Consider the following 25,770-nt stretch of genomic DNA (forward strand, 5'->3'; position numbering starts at 1 on the left):
ACACCGGTTGACCAACGGGTGTCCCCCTCTTCATGACCGCACAAGGGATATTTCGGACGATGTACAAGTTCTTCTTCAACCTGGTCTTCAAGCGGATGGACCCCGAGGAGGCCCACCACCTGGCCTTCCGCTGGATCCGCCTGGCCGCCGCCGTCCCGGTGCTGCGCACCTTCGTCGCCGCCTACCTCGCCCCCCGCCACAAGGAGCTGCGCACCGAGGCCCTGGGCCTGCGCTTCCACAGCCCCTTCGGCCTCGCCGCCGGCTTCGACAAGAACGCCGTCGCGATCGACGGCATGTCGATGCTCGGCTTCAACCACGTCGAGATCGGCACGGTCACCGGGCAGGCCCAGCCCGGCAACCCCAAGAAGCGGCTGTTCCGCCTCGTCCCGGACCGTGCGCTGATCAACCGCATGGGCTTCAACAACGAGGGCTCCGCCGCCGTCGCCGAGCGCCTCGCCGCCCGCCGCCCGGTCTTCAGGACCGTCGTCGGCGTCAACATCGGCAAGACCAAGGTGGTGCCGGAGGCGGAGGCCGCCGCCGACTACGTGGTCTCCACCGAGCGCCTCGCCGCCCACGCCGACTACCTCGTCGTCAACGTGTCCTCGCCGAACACCCCGGGCCTGCGCAACCTCCAGGCCACGGAGTCGCTGCGGCCGCTGCTGACCGCCGTGCGCGAGGCCGCCGACCGCACCGTCACCGACCGCCGCGTCCCGCTCCTGGTCAAGATCGCCCCCGACCTCGCGGACGAGGACGTGGACGCCGTCGCGGACCTCGCCCTGGAGCTGGGCCTGGACGGCATCATCGCCACCAACACCACCATCGCCCGCGAGGGCCTGGGCCTGAAGTCGGCGCCCGAGCTCGTCAAGGAGGCCGGCGGGCTCTCCGGCGCCCCGGTCAAGGACCGCTCCCTGGCCGTCCTGCGCCGCCTGTACGCCCGCGTGGGCGACCGCCTCACCCTCGTCGGCGTCGGCGGCATCGAGAACGCCGAGGACGCCTGGCAGCGCATCCTGGCCGGCGCCACGCTGGTCCAGGGCTACAGCGCCTTCATCTACGAGGGCCCCTGCTACGCCCGCTCTCTCCACAAGGGCCTGGCCGCGCGCCTGGCCGCCAGCCCGTACGCGACCCTCGCCGAAGCCGTGGGCGCCGAGACCCGAAAGGCCGCCAAGTGACCCTCGAACCGTTCGGCACCCGTCTGCGCTCCGCCATGGACGAGCGCGGCCCGCTGTGCGTGGGCATCGACCCGCACGCCGCCCTGCTGTCCTCCTGGGGCCTGAACGACGACATCGCGGGCCTGGAGCGGTTCTCCCGCACGGTGGTGGAGGCCCTCGCCGACCAGGTCGCCGTCTTCAAGCCGCAGGCCGCCTTCTTCGAGCGGTTCGGCTCCCGCGGCGTCGCCGTGCTGGAGCGGACCGTCGCCGACGCGCGCGCCGCCGGGACCCTCGTCCTCATGGACGCCAAGCGCGGCGACATCGGCTCCACCATGGCCGCGTACGCCGAGACCTTCCTGCGCAAGGACTCCCCGCTGTTCTCGGACGCCCTGACGGTCTCGCCCTACCTGGGCTACGGCTCGCTCAAGCCGGCCGTCGACCTGGCCCGGGAGTCGGGCGCGGGCCTGTTCGTGCTGGCCCTGACCTCCAACCCGGAGGGCGCCGAGGTCCAGCGGGCCGTGCGCGAGGACGGCCGGACCATCGGTGCGACCATGCTCGCCCACCTGGCCGAGGAGAACGCGGGCGCCGCCCCGATGGGCTCCTTCGGCGCGGTGGTCGGCGCCACCCTCGGAGACCTGTCCTCCTTCGACCTGGACATCAACGGGCCGCTGCTCGCCCCGGGCATCGGCGCCCAGGGCGCCACGGCCGCCGACCTCCCGGCCGTCTTCGGCGCGGCCGTGCGCAACGTGGTGCCGAACGTCTCCCGCGGCGTGCTCCGGCACGGCCCGGACGCCGCCGCCCTGCGCGCCTCGGCGGCCGCCTTCGCCGAAGAGATCCGCGAGGCCGTCGCCGACGCCTGAGGCACGTACTGCGGGCCGGCCCGGGTGTGACCTCGCTCACGGAACCCGGCCGCGCCCGCGCACGGCCGCGGCGACCTGCGCAATGGCCCCGGAAGCCACCCGATCGGCGGCTTCGCGCACCCGACGGGGTCCGCCGGTCGCACCACTTGGCGAATTACCCGGCCAAAACCGGGGTGTTTTGTCGGTGATGTACGGTTCGGTAGAGGCTGACCAGGACTTTTCGTTCGTTCTCGCTGACTGGAGCGGCCTTGGCCGCTAGTCTCCGACGCAGAGCCAACGAGCAGATCTCCTGCTGGGAGGCTCGCCCGGTGTGGTGCCCCAAAGTTCCGCCAGGTGCCGCGAAGGTCCACGCCGGTCCGTATCCGACAGTTCGACATCCGAGGTGACGTAGGCGTGGCTCTTCCGCCCCTTACCCCTGAACAGCGCGCAGCCGCGCTCGAAAAGGCCGCCGCGGCTCGCCGGGAGCGGGCCGAGGTGAAGAATCGACTCAAGCACTCCGGCGCCTCCCTGCACGAGGTCATCAAGCAGGGGCAGGAGAACGACGTCATCGGCAAGATGAAGGTCTCCGCGCTCCTGGAATCCCTGCCGGGCGTGGGCAAGGTCCGCGCCAAGCAGCTCATGGAACGTCTCGGCATCTCCGAGTCCCGCCGTGTGCGAGGTCTCGGTTCCAACCAGATCGCCTCCCTGGAGCGCGAGTTCGGCGGTGGCGGCGCCTGAAGCGCCGCCTGAAGTTCGTCCGGTGTTCTCGGGCAGTCCCGAGAACCGGGATAATCGCTTCATGGCAGCAGAGGTTCGTCCGCGGCTGACCGTGCTCTCCGGCCCCTCAGGGGTGGGCAAGAGCACGGTCGTCGCGCATATGCGCAAGGTTCACCCCGAGGTCTGGCTCTCGGTGTCGGCCACCACCCGCAAGCCGCGGCCCGGTGAGCGGCACGGAGTCCACTACTTCTTCGTCAACGACGACGAGTTCGACAAGCTGATCGCCAATGGCGAGCTGCTGGAGTGGGCCGAGTTCGCGGGCAACCGCTACGGCACTCCCCGGAGCGCCGTACTGGAACGCCTGGAAAACGGCGAGCCGGTGTTGCTGGAGATCGACTTGCAGGGCGCCCGGCTGGTCCGGAAGTCCATGCCGGAGGCCCAGCTGGTCTTCCTGGCCCCGCCGAGCTGGGACGAGTTGGTCCGCCGGCTCACCGGTCGCGGCACCGAGGCCCCCGAGGTCATCGAGCGCCGCCTGGCGGCCGCGAAGATCGAACTCGCGGCCGAATCCGAGTTCGACACCACCCTTGTCAACACCTCCGTCGAGGACGTAGCACGCGAGCTGCTAGCCTTGATGGAAGTTGTTTGATCTTTTACCCATCTTCGGAAGGTAGAGCGTGTCCTCTTCCATCACCGCGCCCGAGGGCATCATCAACCCGCCGATCGACGAGCTGCTCGAGGCCACGGACTCGAAGTACAGCCTCGTTATCTACGCGGCCAAGCGGGCGCGTCAGATCAACGCGTACTACTCGCAGCTCGGTGAGGGCCTGCTGGAGTACGTCGGTCCGCTGGTGGACACCCACGTCCACGAGAAGCCGCTTTCGATCGCGCTCCGCGAGATCAACGCGGGTCTGCTCACGTCCGAGGCCATCGAGGCCCCGCCCACGTAAGCAGGCACAGATTCCTTCGCGACAGGCCCGGCAGTGACACTGCCGGGCCTGTGGTGTGTCATGTCGTAGGTACGAGTCGAGTCCGGGAGATGCAGTGGGCAAGCCGAAGGTCGTGCTGGGTGTCAGCGGCGGGATCGCCGCCTACAAGGCCTGTGAGCTGCTGCGGCGGCTGACCGAGTCCGGACACCACGTCCGCGTGGTGCCCACCGCGTCGTCCCTGCACTTCGTCGGCGAGGCCACCTGGGCTGCGCTCTCCGGCAACCCGGCGTCCACCGAGGTCTGGGAGACCGTCCACGAGGTCCCGCACGTACGGATCGGCCAGGGCGCCGACCTCGTGGTGGTGGCGCCCGCGACCGCGGACATGCTCGCCAAGGCCGCCCACGGCCTCGCGGACGACCTCCTCACCAACACGCTGCTCACCGCGCGCTGCCCGGTGGTCTTCGCCCCCGCCATGCACACCGAGATGTGGGAGCACCCCGCCACCCGGGAGAACGTGGCCACCCTGCGCCGCCGCGGCGCGATCGTCATCGAGCCCGCCGTCGGCCGCCTCACCGGCGTCGACACCGGCAAGGGCCGGCTGCCCGACCCCGAGGAGATCTTCGAGATCTGCCGGCGGGTCCTCGCGCGCGGGCCGCAGCCGGAGCGCGACCTGGCCGGCCGGCACGTGGTGATCAGCGCCGGCGGCACCCGGGAGCCGCTCGACCCGGTCCGCTTCCTCGGCAACCGGTCCTCCGGCAAGCAGGGCTACGCGCTGGCCCGTACGGCCGTCGCGCGCGGGGCCAGGGTCACCCTGGTGTCGGCGAACGCCGCCCTGCCCGACCCGGCGGGCGCCGATGTCGTGCGCGTCGGGACCGCCGTACAGCTGCGCGAGGCGGTCCTCAAGGCCGCCGCGGACGCCGACGCCGTGGTGATGGCCGCGGCCGTCGCGGACTTCCGGCCCGCCGAATACGTCACAGGGAAGATCAAGAAGAAGGACGGCGAGGAGCCGGCCCCGGTCGCGCTCGTACGGAATCCGGACATCCTGGCCGAGGTCTCGGCCGACCGGGCCCGCCCCGGACAGGTCGTCGTCGGCTTCGCCGCCGAGACCGATCACGTGCTCGCCAACGGCTGGGCCAAGCTGCGCCGCAAGGGCTGCGACCTCCTGGTGGTCAACGAGGTCGGAGAATCCAAGACTTTCGGATCAGAGGAAAACGAAGCTGTGATCCTTGGTTCCGATGGCGCCGAGACCCCTGTTCCTTACGGCCCCAAGGAAGACCTCGCCGACACCGTCTGGGACCTCGTCGCCCCCCGACTTGCCTGAATCGAACAGGCAGTTGGCGGAGTCGCCGCAGTGGGGCCGCCGGGCGGCGCGCCCCGCACGGCGGCCCTTGTTCAGCGCGTTGCGGGTGGGCCAGAATGGAGTGCCGCAGGTCACAGCGCTCCCATCAGGCGAGACGCGTGGTCCGGTGCACGGCAGTGACCGATAAACTGAACGTGGGACCAGGCCGGGAGCAGCCTCCGGTACGGTGCCGTCAAATGATCAGCCAGCAGCCGCTGCAACCCCAGGGAGCGATGTGTCCCGCCGCCTGTTCACCTCGGAGTCCGTGACCGAGGGCCACCCCGACAAGATCGCTGACCAGATCAGCGACACGATCCTCGACGCACTGCTGCGCGAGGACCCGACCTCTCGCGTTGCCGTGGAGACCCTCATCACCACGGGTCTCGTGCACATCGCGGGCGAGGTGACGACCAAGGCCTACGCGCCGATCGCCTCCCTGGTCCGCGAGAAGATCCTCGAGATCGGCTACGACTCCTCCAAGAAGGGCTTCGACGGCGCCTCCTGCGGCGTCTCCGAGTCCATCGGCGCGCAGTCCCCGGACATCGCCCAGGGTGTCGACACCGCGTACGAGAAGCGGGTCGAGGGCGACGAGGACGAGCTCGACAAGCAGGGCGCCGGCGACCAGGGCCTCATGTTCGGCTACGCCTGCGACGAGACCCCCGAGCTGATGCCCCTGCCGATCCACCTGGCGCACCGGCTCTCCCGCCGTCTCGCCGAGGTCCGCAAGAACGGGACCATCCCGTACCTGCGTCCCGACGGCAAGACCCAGGTCACCATCGAGTACGACGGCGACAAGGCCGTCCGCCTCGACACCGTGGTCGTCTCCTCGCAGCACGCGTCCGACATCGACCTGGACTCGCTGCTCGCTCCCGACATCCGCGAGTTCGTCGTCGAGCACGTCCTCAAGCAGCTCGTCGAGGACGGCATCAAGCTGGACACCGACGGCTACCGCCTGCTCGTGAACCCGACCGGGCGCTTCGAGATCGGCGGCCCGATGGGCGACGCCGGCCTCACCGGCCGCAAGATCATCATCGACACGTACGGCGGCATGGCCCGCCACGGTGGCGGCGCGTTCTCCGGCAAGGACCCGTCCAAGGTCGACCGCTCCGCCGCGTACGCGATGCGCTGGGTCGCCAAGAACGTGGTCGCCGCCGGTCTCGCCTCGCGCTGCGAGGTCCAGGTCGCGTACGCCATCGGCAAGGCCGAGCCCGTCGGCCTGTTCGTCGAGACCTTCGGCACCGAGAAGATCGAGGTCGCCAAGATCGAGCACGCCATCGGCGAGGTCTTCGACCTCCGCCCGGCCGCGATCATCCGCGACCTCGACCTGCTGCGCCCGATCTACGCCCAGACCGCCGCCTACGGCCACTTCGGCCGCGAGCTGCCGGACTTCACCTGGGAGCGCAAGGACCGCGTCGACGCCCTGCGCGCCGCCGCCGGTCTGTAAGACGATCTGCCCCGTACGGCCCCGGACCCCTCAGGTCCGGGGCCGTACGGCGTTGTCGGCGCCGTTTGGTAAGAATGCGGGTGTGAGCAGCGCGAACGAGTCCGAACAAGGGTCCGGCGACGGCCGTCCGGGCGGTCCGCCCGAGCAGCTGGCGCTGATCCGCGAGACCGTCCGCCAGGCCAAGGCCGCGCCCAAGGCCAAACCGCGGACCTGGCGGGGCGCCGCGCTGGCCGAACACCTCCCCGTCGCCCGGATCCTCGTCAACAAGGGCGTGCTCCACCTCGACCAGCTGTGGGACTACGCCGTCCCCGCCGACCTCGACGAGGCGGCCCAGCCCGGCGTCCGCGTCCGCGTCCGCTTCGGCGCCGGCGCCCACCACGTCCGCGAGGGCCGCCGCGAGGGCGGCGGCCTGATCGACGGCTTCCTCGTGGAGCGCCGCGCCGACACGGACTACAACGGCCCGCTCGCCGCCCTCGCCCACGTCGTCTCGCCCGAGCCGGTCCTCAGCCCCCGGATGCTCGCGCTCACCCGGGCCGTCGCCGACCGGTACGCGGGCAGCCTCGCCGACGTGCTCCAGCTCGCGGTGCCGCCGCGCAACGCGAAAGCCGAGTCGAAGCCCTCGCCGGACCCGCTGCCGCCGCCGGCCGCACCCGAGCCCGGCGGCTGGCAGCGCTACCCCTCCGGACCCGCCTTCCTGCGCGCTCTGGCGGGCGGCGCGAACCCGCGCGCCGTGTGGACCGCGCTGCCCGGACCGGGCTGGGCCGACGAGCTCGCCCGGGCGATGGCCGCGACCCTGGCCGCCGGACGCGGCGCGCTCGCCGTACTGCCGGACGGCCGCTCCGTGGCCCGGCTCGACGCGGCCCTGACCGCGCTGCTGGACGCCGGCCGGCACGCCGTCCTGACCGCCGAGTCCGGCCCCGAGAAGCGCTACCGCCAGTGGCTCGCCGTGCACCGGGGCTCGGTGCGGGCCGTGATCGGCACCCGCGCGGCCATGTTCGCGCCCGTACGGGACCTCGGCCTGGTGGCCGTCTGGGACGACGGCGACTCCAGCCACGGCGACGACCACGCGCCCTTCCCGCACGTCCGGGAGGTCCTCGAACTGCGCGCCGCGCACGACGGATGCGCGTTCCTGCTGGGCTCCACGAGCTGCACCGTGGAGGCCGCCCAGCTGGTGGAGTCCGGCTGGGCGCGCCCGCTGGCCGCCGACCGCGCGCAGGTACGGTCGGCCGCCCCGCGGATCCGGACGGTCGGCGACGACGACCTCGGCCGGGACGCGGCCGCGCGCGCCGCCCGCCTCCCCAGCCTGGCCTGGGAGGCCGTACGGGAAGGCCTGAAGTCCGGGCCGGTGCTCGTCCAGGTGCCCCGGCGCGGGTACGTGCCGCGGCTGGCCTGCGAGCGCTGCCGGACCCCCGCCCGGTGCCGGCACTGCGCCGGACCGCTGGAAGCGCCCGACGAACGCGAGCTGCACTGCGGCTGGTGCGGCCGGCCCGAGCACTCGTGGCACTGCGAGACCTGCGGATCGGTACGGCTGCGGGCCCAGGTGGTGGGCGCCCGGCGCACCGCCGAGGAGCTCGGACGGGCCTTCCCCGCGGTGCCGGTGCGCACCTCGGGCCGTGACCACGTCCTCGACACGGTGCCGGACCGGCCCGCCCTGGTGGTGAGCACGCCCGGGGCCGAGCCGGTCGCCGAGGGCGCGGGCTACGCGGCCGCGCTGCTGCTCGACGGCTGGGCCATGCTGGGGCGCCCCGACCTGCGCGCCGCGGAGGAGGCGCTGCGCCGCTGGATCGGCGCGGCGTCGCTGGTACGCGGCCAGGACGCGGGCGGCACCGTGGTGATCGTCGCGGAGGCCACGCTGCGGCCGGTGCAGGCACTGGTCCGCTGGGACCCGGTCGGGCACGCGGTGCGGGAGCTGGCCGAGCGGGCGGAGCTGGGCTTCCCGCCGGTGTCCCGGATGGCTTCGGTGGCCGGGGCGGCCGAGCCGCTCGCCGAGTTCCTCGCGACGGTGCGGTTGCCCGGCGACGCGGAGGTGTTGGGGCCGGTGCCGGTGCCCGCGCGGCGGGGGGTGGCGGATGTGGGGGAGAGGGCGTTGATCCGGGTGCCGCCGGGGAGTGGGGCGGCGCTCGCCGCCTCGCTCAAGGCGGCGCAGGCGGCGCGGCTCGCGCGGGGTCCTGCGGAGCCGTTGCGGGTCCGGATCGACCCGCTCGACATCGGCTGAGCCGGCTGCCCGGCGGGGCGGGGTCGACCTCTGGGGCTCCGCCCCAGACCCCGCGCCCCAAACTCCCCCGGACTCCGTCCAGGGTGCCCCCAGGCGGGCCCGGGTTTTGGCCGGGGCCTGAGGGCAGGGGACAGGGGACTGCCCTGCAGGGAGGGGAAGGCCCTGCAGGGCAGTGATTTCGGGAGTCAGCCGGTGCGGGGGCCGGGGAAGGCTCCGGTGCGGGCGGCTGCTTCCTCGCGCAGCGACTGGCTGCCCGAGGTCGGCTGCGGCGGCATCGCCCGGGCGGCGGGCACGGTCGGCATGCTCAGGGTCCGCGTCGTGGTGCCCTCGGCCAGCGGTTCGGCCTCCGCCGTCGCCGTGCCCGCGGCCCCGGCGCGGCGCGCCCCGTACCGCCGGTGCACGGCCTGCTTGGTCACGCCGAGGGCGGACCCCACCGCGTCCCAGGAGAAGCCGAGCGAACGGTCGAAGTCCACGGCGGCGGTGACGAGCGTCTCGACACTGTCCCGCAGTTCCTGCGCGAGGCGGACGGTGGGCGCGGGGGCCCGGCCGTACACGACGAAGCCCGTGGAGGGGCCGGAGCGGCGTGGGCGGTACACGTTGCCGAGCTGGGCGGTGAGCGTACGCAGAGCATCCACCTGCCGGCGGACCCGCTCGATGTCCCGCACCAGTAGATGCAGGCTGGCCCGCGCTTGGGCGTCGTGGGTGGCGTGGTCGGCCATTTACAAGCCTCTCGAACCGGCGTCGAAACGGACGGGCCGCAGCGCAATGCGACCCGATTCGGTCAATCTCTCTTGACCAACGCTCGATGCGCCGATGTGGTCACGCCCTGGGGGCGTGTCGGCATATGCGAGAGGCGCGCGGATGTGCGTACGCCCCCCGGGTGAGAGACGCCCGGGCGGCCCCTAGACTGGGGGGCTGTCTGTCGCAGCCACCCGAGATAGCGAGGTAACACACCGGTGAAGCTCGTCTTCGCAGGCACCCCCGAGGTGGCTGTCCCCGCCCTGGACGCCCTGATCGCCTCCGGCCGTCACGAGGTCGCCGCGGTCGTCACCCGGCCCGACGCCCCCGCCGGCCGCGGCCGCCGCCTGGTCGCCAGCCCCGTGGCCGAGCGCGCCGAAGAGGCCGGCATCGAGGTCCTCAAGCCCGTCCGGCCGCGCGACCCGGAGTTCCTGGCCCGGCTGGCCGAGATCGCCCCCGACTGCTGCCCGGTGGTCGCCTACGGCGCGCTGATCCCGAAGGCCGCCCTCGACATCCCCGTGCACGGCTGGGTCAACCTGCACTTCTCGCTGCTGCCGGCCTGGCGCGGAGCCGCGCCCGTGCAGCACTCGATCATGGCGGGCGACGAGCTCACCGGAGCGTCCACCTTCCTCATCGAGGAGGGCCTGGACACCGGCCCGGTGTACGGGGTGCTGACCGAGCACGTCCGCCCGACCGACACCAGCGGCGACCTGCTGACCCGGCTGGCGTTCGCCGGCTCCGGACTGCTCGCCGCCACCATGGACGGCATCGAGGACGGCACCCTGCGCGCCGAGCCGCAGCCCGCCGACGGCGTCTCCCTCGCCCCGAAGATCACCGTCGAGGACGCCCTCGTGGACTGGCGGGCCCCGGCGCTGCGCGCCGACCGGGTGGTCCGCGGCTGCACCCCGGCCCCCGGCGCCTGGACCGTCTTCCGCGGCGAGCGCCTCAAGCTGATCCAGGTCGCCCTGGACCCGGCGCGCGGCGACCTGGCGCCCGGCGAGCTCGCCCCCGCCAAGAACAGCGTCCATGTCGGGACCGGCTCGCACGCCGTGGAACTGGTGTGGGTGCAGCCGCAGGGCAAGAAGCCGATGCGCGGCGCCGACTGGGCCCGCGGCGTGCGGATCGCCCCTGGTGAGCGGCTCGGCGCGGCCGACGTACGCTGAGAGGGCGCCACCTCCTCGTCACCCTCGCCCGATCGCCTCCACCTTTCCCATTCCTCAGCGGAGCACCTTTCACGTGACACAGCAGCCTCGTCGCCGTCCCGCCGCCCAGCAGGGCGGAAAGCCGTACCGCCGTCCCCAGAAGGACCCCGTACGGATCCTCGCCTTCGAGGCCCTGCGGGCGGTGGACGAGCGCGACGCGTACGCGAACCTCGTGCTGCCCCCGCTGCTGCGCAAGGCCCGGGAGGCCGCCGAGGCGAAGGGCGGGAAGTGGGAGGCCCGGGACGCGGCGCTGGCCACCGAGCTGGTCTACGGCACGCTGCGCCGCCAGGGCACGTACGACGCGGTGATCAAGGCGTGCATCGACCGTCCGCTGCGGGAGGTGGACCCGCCGGTGCTCGACGTGCTCTCGCTCGGCGCGCACCAGCTCCTCGGCACCCGCATCCCCACCCACGCGGCCGTGTCCGCGAGCGTGGAGCTGGCCCGCGTGGTCCTCGGCGACGGCCGGGCCAAGTTCGTGAACGCGGTGCTCCGCAAGATCGCCGCCCACGACCTCGACGGCTGGCTGGAGCAGGTCGCGCCGCCGTACGAGAAGGACGCCGAGGACCACCTCGCCGTGGTCCACTCTCACCCCCGCTGGGTGGTCTCCGCGCTGTGGGACGCGCTCGGCGGCGGCCGGGCCGGCATCGAGGACCTCCTCGAAGCGGACAACGAGCGCCCCGAGGTCACCCTGGTGGCACGGCCCGGCCGGGCCACCGCCGAGGAACTGCTGACCGCCGTCGGCGAGGACTCGGCGCTGCCCGGGCGCTGGTCCCCGTACGCGGTGCGGCTCGCCGAGGGCGGCGAGCCCGGCGCCATCGAGGCCGTGCGCGAAGGCCGCGCGGGCGTCCAGGACGAAGGCAGCCAGCTGGTCGCCATGGCCCTGGCGAACGCCCCCCTCGAAGGCCGCGACGAGCGCTGGCTCGACGGCTGCGCGGGCCCCGGCGGCAAGGCCGCCCTGCTCGCCGCGCTCGCCGCGCAGCGCGGCGCCGCCCTGCTGGCCTCCGAGAAGCAGCCGCACCGGGCCCGCCTGGTCGAGCGGGCGCTCGCCGGCAACCCCGGCCCGTACCAGGTCATCGCCGCCGACGGGACCCGCCCGCCGTGGCTGCCCGGCTCCTTCGACCGGGTCCTGATGGACGTCCCCTGCTCGGGCCTGGGCGCGCTGCGCCGCCGTCCCGAGGCGCGCTGGCGCCGCCGGGCCGAGGACATGGACGGCTTCGCCCCGCTCCAGCGCGGCCTGCTGCGCGAGGCGCTGTCCGCGGTCCGCGTCGGCGGCGTGGTCGGCTACGCCACCTGCTCCCCGCACCTGGCCGAGACCCGCGTGGTCGTGGAGGACGTCCTCAAGGGCCGCGGCGGCGCCCAGCCGATCTCCGCCGAGTGGATCGACGCCCGCCCGCTCCTCGGCGGTGTCCCGGGGCTCGGCGACGGCCCGGACATCCAGCTGTGGCCCCATCTGCACGGCACGGACGCGATGTACCTGGCCCTGCTGCGGCGGACCGCGTAGCGGGTCCGTACACGGAGTCGAGGGGCCGGGGCGGGAAGCCGCAACGGGCATGGCACGCTTGGGGGCATGGCCGTTCAGATCAATCCCAGCATCCTGTCCGCGGACTTCTCCCGACTCGCCGAAGAGGCGAAGGCGGTGGAGGGCGCGGACTGGCTGCACGTCGACGTCATGGACAACCATTTCGTCCCCAACCTGACCCTCGGCATGCCGATCGTCGAGTCGCTCAGCCGGGCCACGGACATCCCGCTGGACCTGCACCTGATGATCGCGGACCCGGACCGCTGGGCTCCTCAGTACGTCGAGGCGGGAGCCGGTTCGGTCACCTTCCACGCGGAGGCCGCCGGCGCCCCGGTCCGGCTGGCGCGGGAGATCCGGGCGAAGGGCGCGCGCGCCTCCATGGCCCTCAAGCCCGCCACCCCGATCGAGCAGTACGAGGACATCCTCCCCGAGCTGGACATGCTGCTGATCATGACCGTCGAACCGGGCTTCGGCGGGCAGCCGTTCCTGGACGTCATGCTTCCCAAGATCCGCCGCACCCGTGAGCTGATCTCCAAGCACGGCCTCGAACTGTGGCTCCAGGTCGACGGCGGGGTCTCGGCCACGACGATCGAGCGGTGCGCGGAGGCCGGCGCGGACGTCTTCGTCGCGGGCAGCGCGGTCTACGGAGCGGTGGACCCGGCCGCGGCCGTCCGCACGCTGCGCGAGCAGGCGGGGGCGGCGATCGCCGCGGCGCCCTGGGCCTGCGCGCACTGAGGGGCCCCCGGGACCCTCGGGGCGCCCGGGCCCCCCGAGGCGCCCGGACCCCTTGGTACGACTCAGAAGAAGGCTCGGTGAACAGCTCGATGAACGGGAGCTGTCCGGGCTGATCAACGGCCGCCGGATCTGACAGGATGAACGGCGAGTCGAGAGTGTGAACAGCAGTGAGGAGATCGCGGTGTCTGGTGTACCGGCGGGTCGGTCAGCCCTGCGGATGGGACCCGCGGAGCTGGTGCAGGCGGCGGCCATGGCCCGCCGCTTCTACCTGGAGGGCAAGTCCAAGATCCAGATCGCCGAGGAGTTCGGCGTGAGCCGATTCAAGGTGGCCCGGGTCCTGGAGACCGCCTTGGAACGCGACCTCGTACGGATCGAGATCCGGGTGCCCGCCGAACTGGACGCGGAGCGCTCCGACGCGCTGCGCGCCCGGTACGGGCTGCGGCACGCGGTCGTCGTGGAGTCCCCGGCCGACGCGGCCGAGGACGCCCCGGACCCGGAGAACCTCGGCGCCGTCGCCGCCGACCTGCTCGGCGAGCTGGTCAACGAAGGCGACGTGCTGGGCCTGGCCTGGGGCCGCTCCACCATCCACATGGCCGCGGCCCTGCACCGGCTGCCCCCGTGCACCGTGGTCCAGCTGACCGGCGTGTACGACGCGGGCACCGCCGAGCGCGGCTCCGTCGAGGCCGTACGCCGGGCCGCCCAGGTCTCCGGCGGCGACGCGCACCCGATCTACGCGCCGATGCTGCTGCCCGACCCCGCGACCGCGGCCGCGCTGCGCAACCAGACCGGTATCGCGCGCGCCTTCGAGTACTTCGACAAGGTGACCGTCGCCGCGGTGTCCATCGGCTCCTGGGAGCCGGGCATCTCCACCGTGCACGACATGCTCACCGACGAGGAGCGCGCCCACTACGCCTCGCTCGGCGTGGCCGCCGAGATGTCCGCGCACCTCTTCGACACGGAAGGCCGGCGGGTCGGCCGCGACCTCGGCGAGCGCTGCATCACCGTCGAGGCGGACCGGCTGCGCCGCATCCCCGAGGTCGTCGCCATCGCGGGCGGCCTGCGCAAGGCCTCGGCCATCGGCGCGGTGCTCCGCTCCGGACTGGTCACCAGCCTCGTCACGGACACCGCCGTCGCCGACTACCTGCTGACGGAGTCGGCGCCCGGGCTGCGGCCGGCGCTGGAGCGGGCGGACCCGGACAGCATCACGGAGTAGGGGAGCGGGAGCGGGCGTGGGTCGTCGTCGGTCGCGGGGGAGCGGGCCGGACGGCGGGCCCGCCGTGCCGACCGTTCGCGGCGGCGGGGGATGTTTGGCAGCATCGGGACCATGATCTTCCGGAACCTGCCCTTGCAGTTGTTGCGGGCGCTGGGCGCCGTGTTCCTCTGCGTCACCCTGGTGGCCGCCGCGGCCGGTTGCGCGGGCGGCACGTCCGCGCCGGCCACGGACCGGACCGCCGGGACGGGAACGGCCACCGGGACGGCCGCGCCGAGCGCCACCCGGCCCGGCGGGGCCACGATCCCCGGCTGGGCCCGCGGCATGCGGACCGTACGGGAGGACGAACTCCCGCCGCAGGGACGCGAAACCCTGCGCCTCATCGACCGGGGCGGGCCCTACCCGTACCGGCAGGACGGCACCGTCTTCGGGAACTTCGAACGGGTGCTGCCCCGTCACGAGCGGGGCTACTACCACGAGTACACGGTGAAGACCCCCGGCGTGCGCACGCGCGGGGCGCGGCGGATCGTGACCGGGCAGGGCGGCGAGTTCTACTACACGGGCGACCACTACAAGACGTTCAAGGCGGTTCTCCGATGACCCTGGACCCTCAGCCGCTCGCCCCCGCACTGGCGGCCGCCCGGGAGGCCGGGCGGACCGTGGTCGTGCTCGACCTGGACGGGGTGCGCACGAAGGCGGCGCTCATGGAGCGGTGCGCCCGGGCCCTGGAGCTGCCGCAGTGGTTCGGGCGGAACTGGGACGCGCTCGCCGACGTGCTGACGGACCCGTCCTGGTTCCCCGCGCAGGACGCGCGGGTCCTGCTCGCGGTCACCGAATGGCGCGGCTACGCGCAGGCCCGGCCGCAGGACTGGGAGGTCTTCCGGGAGGTGCTGGAGAGCGCGGCGGAGTACTGGGAGTCGGCGCCGGGCGGCACGTCGGGGCACGGCGCCACCGCGGAGGCCGGGCCGGCGGCGGAGGCCGAGCCGGAAGCGGCGGTGACGGAGGCCGAGGCGGAACGGGCGACGGAGGCGGTGGCGGAGGCGGAACCGGTGCCGGAGGCGGTCCCGGGGGCAGGGCGGCCCGGCCGGTACCGAGAGCCGGGGCTGGCCGTGCTGATCGCCGAACCGGGGCGCGAGGGCCGCGGCCGGGCGATCTGAGCCGGTCCTGTCTCTCCCTCGACCGGGTCCTCGCAGCCACCCTTACGGGCCCGGCCCCCGCGCGTCAGCGGATCCCTGGATCCGGTGCGTGTCATGCTCCGTCTGCTCCGCCCGCCCGCCGCTCCCGCCCGCTGCTCCGCCTGCTGCTTCCGCCCGCCGCGCCCGCCCGCCGGGACCAAGGATCCGTAGGAACGGACCAACCGGTCCGGCCCGTCCTGGACGATCAGCCCGGGCCGAAACCGGGACGGGTCGTGGGAGAATGAAGTACGTGCGTTTTCCTCGGCTGCCCGGCTGAGGGTGACCGGGTTACCTCCGATCGACTGGGATGTTCTGCACGTGCGTTTCCTCAATGACCTCAAGCCGCCGTACGACCTGACGTACGACGACGTGTTCATGGTGCCCAGCCGCTCCGCGGTGGGATCCCGCCAGGCCGTCGACCTCTCCGCGCCCGACGGCACCGGCACCACCATCCCGCTCGTGGTCGCCAACATGACCGCGATCGCGGGCCGCCGGATGGCCGAGACCGTCGCCCGCCGCGGCGGCATCGTCGTCATCCCCCAGGACATCCCGATCGAGATCGTCACCGACGTCATCTCCTGGGTGAAGACCCGCCACCACGTGCTCGACACCCCGATCACGCTGGCGCCCACCCAGACCGTCGCCGACGCGCTCTCCCTGCTGCCCAAGCGGGCGCACGGCGCCGGAGTCGTCGTCGACGCGGACAACCGCCCGGTCGGTGTCGTCACCGAGCACGACCTGTCCGGCGTGGACCGCTTCACGCAGCTGTCCGAGGTCATGTCGAGGGAGCTGCTGCTCCTCGACGCCGACATCGACCCGCGCGAGGCGTTCAACCAGCTCGACGCCGCCCACCGCAAGCTGGCCCCGGCCGTGGACGGGGACGGCCGGCTCGTCGGCATCCTGACCCGCAAGGGCGCGCTCCGCGCGACCCTCTACACCCCCGCCACCGACGCCAACGGCAAGCTGCGCATCGCCGCCGCCGTCGGCATCAACGGCGACGTGGCGGGCAAGGCCAAGCAGCTGCTCGACGCGGGCGTGGACACGCTCGTCATCGACACCGCGCACGGCCACCAGGAATCCATGATCAGCGCGATCAAGCTGGTCCGCGCCCTGGACCCGCAGGTCCCGATCGTGGCGGGCAACATCGTCGCCGCCGAGGGCGTCAAGGACCTCATCGACGCCGGCGCGGACATCATCAAGGTCGGTGTGGGCCCCGGCGCCATGTGCACCACCCGCATGATGACCGGCGTGGGCCGCCCGCAGTTCTCCGCGGTGCTCGAGTGCGCCGCCGAGGCGAAGAAGCACGGCAAGCACGTCTGGGCCGACGGCGGTGTCCGCCACCCGCGCGACGTCGCGATGGCGCTGGCCGCCGGAGCCTCCAACGTCATGATCGGCTCCTGGTTCGCCGGGACCTACGAGTCCCCGGGCGACCTCCAGCAGTCCGCCGACGGCCGCCTGTACAAGGAGTCCTTCGGCATGGCGTCCGCGCGCGCCGTGCGCAACCGCACGTCGGAGGAGTCCGCGTACGACCGCGCCCGCAAGGCGCTCTTCGAGGAGGGCATCTCCACCTCGCGGATGTTCCTGGACCCCGCGCGTCCGGGCGTCGAGGACCTCATCGACTCGATCATCGCCGGTGTCCGCTCCTCCTGCACCTACGCCGGTGCCGGCTCGCTCGCCGAGTTCGAGGAGAAGGCCGTCGTCGGCATCCAGTCCGCGGCGGGCTACGCCGAGGGCAAGCCGCTCCACGCCAGCTGGAGCTAGTCGCCCGCGCTCGCCGTAGCGACTCTGTGCAGAGACCCGTGGCCCCCGTCCTGTCCGGACGGGGGCCACGGGCCTTTCCGGGGGCCCAACAGACACCCCCTAGCCCTCGGTGAACCCCTCCTTGCGGAGGGACTCGGCCACCGCCGCGCCGAGTACGGCGTGGCCCTCGTCGTTCGGGTGCAGGCCGTCCGCCAGGTGTTCCGGGCGGAGCAGGGGCAGACCGGGCAGCAGGGCCAGGCGTCGGTCGCCGGCGAGGATCCGCTCCCGTACGGCCCGTTCCATCGCCGCCCGCAGCTCGCCGAGGGTCGCGCCCAGCCGGTTGGGGACCGCCTCGGCGTCCGGCCGCAGCACCGGTGAGACCAGCTGGAGCGGGGTCTGCGGATGGCCCTGGCGGATCAGCTCCAGGAAGGTCCGGGTCGTTTCGTAGAGCAGCGGGACCGAGTACGGGATCCGCGACCAGCAGTTCGTGCCGAAGGCGAGCGTGATCAGGTCGGCCGGCAGGGTCGCGAGCTGCTCGGCGGTGGGCAGCTCGCCCCGCGCGGCCCCCGCGTACCCCAGGTTGACCGTGTCCAGGCCGAGTGCCCGGCCGGCCACGGACGGCCAGCCGTGGGCCGGGCGGGTGGACCACCAGCCCTCGGTGATCGAGTCGCCGTGCACCACCCAGCGCGGTGCGGCGGCGGGCGGCAGCACCGGCCCGCCGATCCCGCGGATCCCGAGCACCAGCGGGGACTGGGTCTCCGGCGGGTGGATCGTGTACGGCCCCAGGCCGGGCGGCAGGGCGATGCGTACCACGGACTCCTCGGCGGGGTCCGTGAACAGCTCGTGCAGCATGCCGTGCCGGTTCCAGAGCGCGAAGACGTGCGCGAGGTCGCGCAGGGCGTCCGTGGGGCCGGGGACGGTGGCCCGGTAGCGGATCTCGACCGCGCGGGCGGCCGGCGCCGCCTCGAACTCCAGGCGGACCCCGATGGGCAGCGTGGCCCGCTCCCCGGTGTCCCAGGGCAGCCGCATGGAGTCCGCCGGGTCGGCCCGCACCACCCGGCCGCCTTCCAGCCACGCCACCCCGCGCAGGAAGGGCAGCGGGTCCAGCCAGGGACCCGGTTCGGTTGCCGTGTCGTGCCGGGCGGCCGGGCCGGCTTCGGTCGCGGCGCTGTGCCCCTCCCTGGTCATCGGTCTCCTCCGGTCGTCGGATGCGGGAACCTCCACGCCCCCAAGGTCTGCCCAGAGCGGGGCGCGGCCATGGGCGGGAAACGGCAAAGAGCACGAACGCGGTGGTGTGCCGGCGGGCGCACCTTGCGGCAGATCTGACGAGGTGTCAAGTAAGGCCGTTTGGTCCAGACCACGCATAGATCGAACGACCGTGCGCAACAAAGGACCATTCCGGACGGATGCGCGCAATGATCGTGCATGAATATGCAAGGATGGTGCATTACGGGCGGGAACCCCCAGCTCGTAGGCTCACTCGCTGTACGTGGAGTGGCGCGACCGCCCTGCTCGCGGTCCCCCCGGCTCGTCCCTGCCCTCGTCAGGTCCGGCCCCGCTCGGATCGTCGTGGTCGATGCCAACCCCCTCTCCCCGCAGTGATTAGGAGTCCCTTCGTGCTGGATCACGGCCAGGCGCCACCCGTTGCGCCCGCTTCGCCTGCTTCGTCCGCGACGCCGGGTGGCTCCCGTAATCCGCTGTTCCGGCGCAAGCCGGTCGAGCAGCTGGTGGCCGAGGGCGGCCAGGGTGACGGCGGAGCGCTCAAGCGCTCGCTCACCATGTGGCAGCTCACGATGATCAGCATCGGCGCCACCCTCGGCACCGGCATCTTCGTGGTCCTGGGCGAGGCGACCCCGGTCGCCGGTCCGGCCGTCTGGATCGCCTTCATCGTCGCGGGCCTGACGGCGCTGTTCTCGGCGCTGTCGTACGCCGAGCTGGCCGGGTCCATACCGGTGTCGGGCTCCTCGTACTCGTACGCCTACGCCACCATGGGCGAGTTCGTCGCCTGGGTCTGCGGCTGGTGCCTGGTCCTGGAGTACGGCGTCTCGGTGGCCGCGGTGGCGGTCGGCTGGGGCGAATACCTCAACGAACTGCTCGACGGCACGATCGGGATCACCATCCCCGAGACGTTCTCGGCCCCGCTGGGCGAGGGCGGCTACATCAACGCCCCCGCGCTGGTCGTGGTGCTGCTCTGCATGGTCTTCCTGCTGCGCGGCGCCAAGGAGAGCGCCCGGGTGAACTCGATCATGGTCGGCGTCAAGATCGTCACGCTGGTGCTCTTCTGCGTCATCGGCTTCATGGGCATCAAGGCCGGCAACTACACGCCGCTCGCCCCGCTCGGCGTCACGGCCATCAGCACCGCCGCCTCCATGCTGTTCTTCTCGTACATCGGCTTCGACGCGGCCTCCACGGCCGGCGAGGAAGCCAAGAACCCGAAGAAGGACCTGCCCCGCGCGATCATGCTCTCGCTGGTGATCGTCACCGCGCTGTACTGCCTGGTCGCCCTCGTCGCCGTCGGCGCCATGCCGTGGCAGGACTTCGAGGGCACCGACGCCGCGCTGGCCCAGATCATGGAAGACGTCACCGGCCACAGCTTCTGGAGCGTCGTCCTCGCCGCCGGCGCCGTCGTCGCCATCGCGAGCGTCGTCTTCGCCGTGCTCTACGGTCAGACCCGCATCCTGTTCGCGATGGCCCGCGACGGCCTGATGCCCAAGGTCTTCGCCAAGGTCGACCCGAAGAGCGGTACGCCGCGGATCAACACCGTCATCGTGTGCCTCTTCTGCGGCGTGCTGGCGGCCACCATCCCCCTCGGCGAGCTCGCGAACGCCACCAGCATCGGCACCCTCTTCGCATTCGGCCTGGTCAACGTGGCCGTCGTGATCCTGCGCTACACCCGCCCGGAGATGAACCGGACCTTCCGGGTCGCCCTGTTCCCGGTCACGCCCATCCTCGGCTTCCTCTTCTGCGGCTGGCTGATGTGGAAGCTGCCCGCCATCACCTGGGCGTACTTCGGTGGCTGGATGGCGGTCGGGCTCGTGATCTACTTCCTGTACGGCATGCGCCGCTCCAGCCTGGCCACCGCCGCCGCCGATACCCTCGCGGTCATGGAGGCCGCCGAAGAGAAGTGATCCACCCGCTGTGCGACTGAACGATCTCGACGAACGCATCGTCCACGCCCTCGCCGAGGACGCCCGCCGCTCCTACGCGGACATCGGCTCCGAGGTCGGCCTGTCCGCGCCCGCGGTCAAGCGGCGCGTGGACAGGCTGCGGGCCGAAGGGGCCATCACCGGCTTCACGGTCCGCGTCGACCCGGCCGCGATGGGCTGGGAGACCGAGGGCTACATCGAGATGTACTGCCGCCACAACACCTCGCCGGACGACATCCGGCGCGGTCTGGAGCGCTACCCCGAGGTGGTGTCCGCGTCGACCGTCACCGGCGACGCGGACGCCCTCGTCCAGATCTTCGCCTCCGACATGCGGCACTTCGAACGCGTGCTGGAGCGGATCGCCGGCGAGCCGTTCGTGGAACGCACGAAGTCGGTGCTGGTCCTGTCACCGCTGCTGAGGCGCTTCACGTCGGGGGCTCCGGGCTAGGCCTCATCCCCCCCTTTCCCCGCCCCGCGCCCTGCGGCGGCGGGGCGGGTGGTGTCCTGTGGACGGGACCACGGAGGCGCCCGCCGGCGGAGCCGGACAACGAATCGACGTTTCGGGCGTGAAACGCGCAACGAATCGTTCGGCAGAGCGCAATGGTCGCGCCTTGTCCGGGTCCGAGGGTGCACCGTACGGTCTAAAGGTCCCCACAAAACCCCCTCACGCCTCAGAGGTCGCTCATGCCCCAGCTGCGCACCGCACTGCTTCAGAGCTCCGGACGGCTCGGTGACGTCGCCGAGAACCTGAAGGTGCTCGAACAGGCGGCCGAGCGCGCCGCGGGTGCCGGTGCCGGGCTGCTCGTGAGCCCGGAGATGTTCCTCACCGGGTACGCGATCGGCGAGGACGTGCCGCGACTGGCCGAGGCGAACGACGGCATGTCCGCGCGGGCGATCGGCGAGATCGCGCGCCGCCACGGGATCGCCGTGCTGTACGGCTACCCGGAGCGCGACGGCGAGGACGTGTACAACTCGGCGCAGCTCATCGGCGCCGACGGGGTCCAGCTCGCGAACTACCGCAAGACGCACCTGTTCGGCTGCTTCGAGCAGGACAGCTTCGTGGCCGGCGAGGTGCCCGTCGTCCAGGCCGAGCTCGGCGGGCTCACCGTCGGGATCATGATCTGCTACGACGTCGAGTTCCCGGAGAACGTCCGCGCCCACGCGCTGGCCGGTACCGATCTGCTGGTGGTGCCCACCGCGCAGATGCACCCGTTCCAGTTCGTCGCCGAGCAGCTCGTCCCGGTACGGGCCTTCGAGAGCCAGATGTACATCGCGTACGTCAACCGGACCGGTCCGGAGGGTGAGTTCGAGTTCGTCGGGCTGAGCTGTCTGGCCAGCCCCGACGGGGTCACCCGGACCCGCGCCGGACGCGGGGAGGAAATGGTGTTCGGCGAGGTCGACCCGCAGCTGCTGGCCGCCTCGCGGGAGAACAACCCGTACCTGCGCGACCGCAGGCCCGGGCTCTACGCCTCGCTCGTCTGACCCACCCCCGCCCCCCTCCGCCGTCTTCCGCCCTCCCCTGCCCGCAAGGAGCCGTACCCCCATGACGTCCACGGTCCCCACCGCTGTCCCGCACACCGACGGCCAGCCGCCGATCACGATGTTCGGCCCGGACTTCCCGTACGCGTACGACGACTTCCTGGCCCACCCGGCCGGTCTCGGGCAGATACCCGCGACCGAGCACGGCGCCGAGGTCGCGGTCATCGGCGGTGGCCTGTCCGGGATCATCTCGGCGTACGAGCTCATGAAGATGGGCCTCAAGCCCGTCGTGTACGAGGCGGACCAGATCGGCGGGCGGCTGCGGACCGTCGGCTTCGAGGGGCCGGAGGCCGGCGAGCTGATCGCGGAGATGGGCGCGATGCGCTTCCCGCCGTCCTCGACCGCGCTGCAGCACTACATCGACCTGGTCGGCCTGAAGACCGAGCCGTTCCCGAACCCGCTGGCCGAGGCCACGCCGTCGACGGTCGTCGACCTCAAGGGCGAGACGCACTACGCCGAGACCATCGCCGACCTCCCGCAGGTCTACCGCGACGTGTCCGCCGCGTGGAACGCCTGCCTCGACGAGGGCGCCGACTTCTCCGACATGAACACCGCGATGCGCGAGCGGGACGTCCCGCGCATCCGCGAGATCTGGGCGAAGCTCGTCGAGAAGCTCGACGACGAGACCTTCTACGGGTTCCTCTGCAAGTCGGAGGCCTTCAAGTCCTTCCGGCACCGCGAGATCTTCGGCCAGGTCGGCTTCGGCACCGGCGGCTGGGACACCGACTTCCCGAACTCCATCCTGGAGATCCTCCGCGTCGTCTACACCGAGGCCGACGACCACCACCGCGGCATCGTGGGCGGCTCGCAGCAGCTGCCGCTGCGGATGTGGGAGCGCGAGCCGGAGAAGATCGTCCACTGGGCCCAGGGCACCTCGCTGTCCTCCCTGCACGACGGCACCCCGCGCCCGGCGGTGACCCGCCTGCACCGCACGGCCGGCAACCGCATCACCGTCACCGACGCCTCCGGCGACATCCGCACCTACCGCGCGGCGATCTTCACCGCGCAGTCGTGGATGCTGCTGTCCAAGATCGAGTGCGACGACACGCTGTTCCCGATCGACCACTGGACGGCGATGGAGCGCACCCACTACATGGAGAGCTCGAAGCTCTTCGTCCCGGTGGACCGCCCGTTCTGGCTGGACAAGGACGAGGAGACCGGCCGTGACGTGATGAGCATGACGCTCACCGACCGGATGACGCGCGGTACGTACCTCCTCGACAACGGGCCGGACAAGCCCGCCGTCATCTGCCTGTCGTACACCTGGTGCGACGACAGCCTGAAGTGGCTGCCGCTGTCCGCGAGCGAGCGGATGGAGGTCATGCTCAAGTCGCTGGGCGAGATCTACCCCAAGGTCGACATCCGCCGTCACATCATCGGCAACCCGGTGACCGTGAGCTGGGAGAACGAGCCCTACTTCATGGGCGCGTTCAAGGCGAACCTGCCGGGCCACTACCGGTACCAGCGCCGCCTGTTCACCCACTTCATGCAGGACCGGCTGCCCGAGGACAAGCGCGGCATCTTCCTCGCCGGCGACGACATCTCGTGGACGGCGGGCTGGGCCGAGGGCGCCGTGCAGACCGCGCTGAACGCCGTGTGGGGCGTCATGCACCACTTCGGCGGCGCCACCGACGCCACCAACCCCGGCCCCGGTGACCTCTACGACGAGATCGCCCCGGTCGAGCTGCCCGAGGACTGAGTCCCGGCCCCGGATCCGGGCCGTCACCGCGCGCAGGAGCCTGCGCGGTGGCGGCCCGTTCCCGTGCCCGGAGCCGATCGGCCCGATTCCGGTGACCTGAGCCGGCGGCCGCGGTCACGGCCCGGAGGCGGCGCCCGGCGTCAGCGGGAGCGCTGCGCGGGGACCAGGAGGCAGCGGCCCACCAGGCCCACGCCGGAGTCCAGCGACGAGGCGAACTCCTCGGCCAGGTCGGGGGAGCCGCGCAGGGTCCACAGCAGGCGGGCCGCGGCCCAGGCGCCGTCGCGGGCGCGCTGCAGGCTCCACGAGCCGAGCAGGTGCGTCAGAGGGTCGGCGATCTCCAGGAGGTCGGGCCCGGGCATCAGCTCCTCGCGGATCCGCTCCTCCAGCGTGATCAGGGTCTCGCCGACCTGGTCGAAGTCCCGTTCCAGGCCCGGCGGATCGATGCGCAGCGCGTGACAGGTGGAGACCACGGCGAGGGCGAGGTCGTGGCCGATGTGCGCGTTGATGCCCGCCAGGGCGTGCTGGAGCGGCCGGACGCCGGGATGGCGGCGGTACTGGAACAGCGGCCGCCAGCAGGCGGGGGTGCGGTGGCCCTCGGCGGCGGCCTCCACCGCCGAGAGGTAGCGGTCGGCGAACCGGGCCGCGAGGGTCGCGGCCGTGCGGCGGACCGGGAACTCGCCGGTCGTGATCCGCCGTTGCAGTTCCTCGGTCACCGCCAGGTACACGCGGTTGAAGACCGCCACGCCGTCGTGCGGAGGCAGCCGTTCGTCGAGGGCGCGCATCCGCGCGAGTACGGCATCCATGCACGCAGGTTCGCAGCAGACGGCCCCGGTACGGGGAACTTGGCGGCGCGCTTCCCCGGTTCGGGCGAATGTGCGGAACCGCCCCTTGCCCGCCCCGCCTCCCGGGGCCGCGCGGGGTGGTCGGGCCGGGCGGTCAGGCCGGGCAGTCGGGCGGGGCGGTCGGGCCGGCGGGGCGTTCCCGCGGGCCGGGCGGTCAGGACGGGTCGCGGTCGGCGGCGTCGTAGGCGGAGGTGCCGGAGTCCAGGAGGGGTTCCTGTTCCTTCAGGTGGGCCGGGGCGAAGAACCGCAGGGCGTGGTAGCCGGTGATGACCACGATGGTGCCGAGCGCGATGCCGCCGAGCTCGAAGTTGTCGGAGATCTGCAGCTTGACCCCGCCGACGCCGATGATGATGCCCGCCGCGGCCGGCACCAGGTTCAGCGGATTGCGCAGGTCCACCCGGCCGTTCAGCCAGATCTGGGCGCCGAGCAGGCCGATCATGCCGTACAGGATGACGGTGATGCCGCCGAGGACGCCGCCCGGGATCGCGGCGACCACCGCGCCGAACTTGGGGCAGAGGCCGAAGAGCAGGGCGAAGCCGGCGGCCGCCCAGTACGCGGCGGTCGAGTAGACCCGGGTCGCGGCCATCACGCCGATGTTCTCGGAGTACGTGGTGTTCGGCGGCCCGCCCAGCGCGGTCGAGAGCATCGAGGCCGCGCCGTCGGCGGCGATCGCGGTGCCCAGCTTGTCGTCGAGGGGGTCGCCGGTCATCTCGCCGACGGCCTTCACGTGGCCGGCGTTCTCGGCGATCAGGGCGATCACCACGGGCAGGGCGACCAGGATGGCCGACCACTCGAACGCCGGCGCGTGGAAGGACGGCAGGCCGATCCAGTCGGCTTCGGCGACGCCCGAGAGGTCCAGGCGCCAGTGGTCGACGGCCTCCGGGCCGCCCAGCGGCGAATGGATCCTGCCGAAGATCCGGTCGAACAGCCAGGAGATCCCGTACCCGAAGACCAGGCCGAGGAAGATCGCGATGCGGGACCAGAACCCGCGCAGGCAGACCACCGCGAGGCCGGTGAACAGCATGGTCAGCAGGGCCGTCCACTGGTCCTGCGGCCAGTAGGTGGACGCGGTGACCGGGGCGAGGTTGAAGCCGATCAGCATCACGACGGCGCCCGTGACCACCGGCGGCATCGCCGCGTGGATGATGCGGGCGCCGAAGCGCTGCACGGCCAGACCGGACAGCAGGAGCGCGCCGCCGACCACGAACACCGCGCCGGTGACGGTCGCGCTGTCGCCGCCGGAGGCCCGGATCGCCGCGGCCACGCCGACGAAGGAGAGCGAACAGCCCAGGTAGGACGGGATCCGGCCGCGGGTGGCGAGCAGGAAGATGGCCGTCGCGATGCCGGACATCATGATGGCGAGGTTCGGGTCCAGGCCCATCAGGACCGGGGCCACGAAGCTGGCGCCGAACATGGCCACGACGTGCTGGGCGCCGAGCCCCGCGGTCCGCGGCCACGACAGCCGCTCGTCCGGCCGCACCACCGCTCCGGGGGCGGGGGTCCGCCCGTCGCCGTGCAGGGTCCAGCCCACGCCGAGGCGCATGTTCCACTCCGTTTCGCCGGTCGTATGGGGCCGCGGCGCGGCCAGCCGTATCCT

23 protein-coding genes are annotated in these 25,770 nt (G+C 72.6%); 19 read left to right on the plus strand and 4 right to left on the minus strand.

Annotated features, from left to right (window positions below; all coding sequences use genetic code 11):
• The first annotated feature begins 59 nt into the window (after window positions 1–59).
• The 8 genes from OG764_RS28750 to OG764_RS28785 all read left to right on the plus strand — a co-directional run bounded on the left by OG764_RS28750 (window position 60) and on the right by OG764_RS28785 (window position 8,628).
• The gene (locus tag OG764_RS28750) at window positions 60–1,169 is read left to right on the plus strand and encodes a quinone-dependent dihydroorotate dehydrogenase (RefSeq protein ID WP_328971328.1); all 1,110 of its coding nucleotides are present in this window, start codon (window positions 60–62) and stop codon (window positions 1,167–1,169) included.
• Window positions 1,166–2,008 (plus strand): orotidine-5'-phosphate decarboxylase, encoded by an 843-nt coding sequence (gene pyrF, locus OG764_RS28755; protein WP_328971329.1) that lies wholly within the window; start codon window positions 1,166–1,168, stop codon window positions 2,006–2,008. Before OG764_RS28750 ends, pyrF begins: the two co-directional genes overlap by 4 nt.
• A gap of 393 nt (window positions 2,009–2,401) precedes the next feature.
• Window positions 2,402–2,725: an integration host factor gene (locus OG764_RS28760; protein WP_328971330.1), complete on the plus strand. Its 324-nt coding sequence runs from the start codon at window positions 2,402–2,404 to the stop codon at window positions 2,723–2,725.
• Between the two features lie 61 nt (window positions 2,726–2,786).
• Entirely contained in the window at window positions 2,787–3,350 is a 564-nt protein-coding gene (gmk, locus tag OG764_RS28765) for a guanylate kinase (protein ID WP_328971331.1), read from the plus strand.
• Window positions 3,351–3,378: 28 nt separating this feature from the next.
• Complete coding sequence (gene rpoZ, locus OG764_RS28770) at window positions 3,379–3,651, plus strand: DNA-directed RNA polymerase subunit omega (protein WP_165334086.1); 273 nt, start codon at window positions 3,379–3,381, stop codon at window positions 3,649–3,651.
• A gap of 94 nt (window positions 3,652–3,745) precedes the next feature.
• Complete coding sequence (gene coaBC, locus OG764_RS28775) at window positions 3,746–4,951, plus strand: bifunctional phosphopantothenoylcysteine decarboxylase/phosphopantothenate--cysteine ligase CoaBC (protein ID WP_328971332.1); 1,206 nt, start codon at window positions 3,746–3,748, stop codon at window positions 4,949–4,951.
• Window positions 4,952–5,204: 253 nt separating this feature from the next.
• Window positions 5,205–6,413, plus strand: a complete 1,209-nt coding sequence (gene metK / locus OG764_RS28780) for a methionine adenosyltransferase (RefSeq protein ID WP_328971333.1) — start codon at window positions 5,205–5,207, stop codon at window positions 6,411–6,413.
• Between the two features lie 82 nt (window positions 6,414–6,495).
• On the plus strand, window positions 6,496–8,628 hold the full coding sequence (locus OG764_RS28785) for a primosomal protein N' (protein ID WP_328971334.1): 2,133 nt from the start codon (window positions 6,496–6,498) through the stop codon (window positions 8,626–8,628).
• Between the two features lie 185 nt (window positions 8,629–8,813).
• Here OG764_RS28785 and OG764_RS28790 read toward each other — a convergent pair whose 3' ends face one another.
• Entirely contained in the window at window positions 8,814–9,347 is a 534-nt protein-coding gene (locus OG764_RS28790) for a hypothetical protein (RefSeq protein ID WP_328971335.1), read from the minus strand.
• Between the two features lie 237 nt (window positions 9,348–9,584).
• Between OG764_RS28790 and fmt the strand changes: the two genes are divergently transcribed.
• From fmt to OG764_RS28825, 7 genes are all read left to right on the plus strand, one after another.
• A complete protein-coding gene (fmt, locus tag OG764_RS28795) occupies window positions 9,585–10,529 on the plus strand; it encodes a methionyl-tRNA formyltransferase (protein WP_328971336.1) in 945 nt (314 codons plus the stop codon).
• Between the two features lie 73 nt (window positions 10,530–10,602).
• Window positions 10,603–12,069, plus strand: coding sequence for an RsmB/NOP family class I SAM-dependent RNA methyltransferase (locus OG764_RS28800; RefSeq protein WP_328971337.1), 1,467 nt, complete (start codon window positions 10,603–10,605; stop codon window positions 12,067–12,069).
• Window positions 12,070–12,135: 66 nt separating this feature from the next.
• Entirely contained in the window at window positions 12,136–12,822 is a 687-nt protein-coding gene (gene rpe, locus OG764_RS28805; protein WP_328971338.1) for a ribulose-phosphate 3-epimerase, read from the plus strand.
• 157 nt (window positions 12,823–12,979) lie between these two features.
• The gene (locus OG764_RS28810) at window positions 12,980–14,035 is read left to right on the plus strand and encodes a sugar-binding transcriptional regulator (protein WP_328971339.1); all 1,056 of its coding nucleotides are present in this window, start codon (window positions 12,980–12,982) and stop codon (window positions 14,033–14,035) included.
• 111 nt (window positions 14,036–14,146) lie between these two features.
• Window positions 14,147–14,632: a ribonuclease domain-containing protein gene (locus OG764_RS28815; RefSeq protein WP_328971340.1), complete on the plus strand. Its 486-nt coding sequence runs from the start codon at window positions 14,147–14,149 to the stop codon at window positions 14,630–14,632.
• Window positions 14,629–15,189, plus strand: a complete 561-nt coding sequence (locus OG764_RS28820) for a barstar family protein (RefSeq protein ID WP_328971341.1) — start codon at window positions 14,629–14,631, stop codon at window positions 15,187–15,189. The genes OG764_RS28815 and OG764_RS28820 overlap by 4 nt, the downstream gene beginning before the upstream one ends.
• Before the next feature lie 330 nt (window positions 15,190–15,519).
• Window positions 15,520–16,968: a GuaB1 family IMP dehydrogenase-related protein gene (locus OG764_RS28825; RefSeq protein ID WP_443056251.1), complete on the plus strand. Its 1,449-nt coding sequence runs from the start codon at window positions 15,520–15,522 to the stop codon at window positions 16,966–16,968.
• A 99-nt stretch (window positions 16,969–17,067) separates the two neighbouring features.
• Here OG764_RS28825 and OG764_RS28830 read toward each other — a convergent pair whose 3' ends face one another.
• Window positions 17,068–18,135, minus strand: a complete 1,068-nt coding sequence (locus OG764_RS28830) for a GDSL-type esterase/lipase family protein (protein WP_328971342.1) — start codon at window positions 18,133–18,135, stop codon at window positions 17,068–17,070.
• 428 nt (window positions 18,136–18,563) lie between these two features.
• Here OG764_RS28830 and OG764_RS28835 point away from each other — a divergent pair, with 428 nt between their 5' ends.
• The 4 genes from OG764_RS28835 to OG764_RS28850 all read left to right on the plus strand — a co-directional run bounded on the left by OG764_RS28835 (window position 18,564) and on the right by OG764_RS28850 (window position 23,331).
• Window positions 18,564–20,075 carry an amino acid permease gene (locus OG764_RS28835; RefSeq protein ID WP_328971343.1) on the plus strand — a complete coding sequence of 504 codons (1,512 nt, stop codon included), beginning with the start codon at window positions 18,564–18,566 and terminating at the stop codon, window positions 20,073–20,075.
• Between the two features lie 10 nt (window positions 20,076–20,085).
• Window positions 20,086–20,541, plus strand: coding sequence for an Lrp/AsnC family transcriptional regulator (locus OG764_RS28840; RefSeq protein ID WP_328971344.1), 456 nt, complete (start codon window positions 20,086–20,088; stop codon window positions 20,539–20,541).
• 236 nt (window positions 20,542–20,777) lie between these two features.
• A complete protein-coding gene (locus OG764_RS28845) occupies window positions 20,778–21,575 on the plus strand; it encodes a carbon-nitrogen hydrolase family protein (protein ID WP_328971345.1) in 798 nt (265 codons plus the stop codon).
• 61 nt (window positions 21,576–21,636) lie between these two features.
• Window positions 21,637–23,331, plus strand: coding sequence for a flavin monoamine oxidase family protein (locus tag OG764_RS28850; protein ID WP_328971346.1), 1,695 nt, complete (start codon window positions 21,637–21,639; stop codon window positions 23,329–23,331).
• 140 nt (window positions 23,332–23,471) lie between these two features.
• Here OG764_RS28850 and OG764_RS28855 read toward each other — a convergent pair whose 3' ends face one another.
• Entirely contained in the window at window positions 23,472–24,134 is a 663-nt protein-coding gene (locus tag OG764_RS28855; RefSeq protein WP_328971347.1) for a DUF5995 family protein, read from the minus strand.
• Window positions 24,135–24,327: 193 nt separating this feature from the next.
• Window positions 24,328–25,716: a uracil-xanthine permease family protein gene (locus tag OG764_RS28860; protein ID WP_328971348.1), complete on the minus strand. Its 1,389-nt coding sequence runs from the start codon at window positions 25,714–25,716 to the stop codon at window positions 24,328–24,330.
• Window positions 25,717–25,770: the final 54 nt, after the last annotated feature.

This window comes from Streptomyces sp. NBC_00239 (assembly GCF_036194065.1).
Lineage (GTDB): Bacteria > Actinomycetota > Actinomycetes > Streptomycetales > Streptomycetaceae > Streptomyces.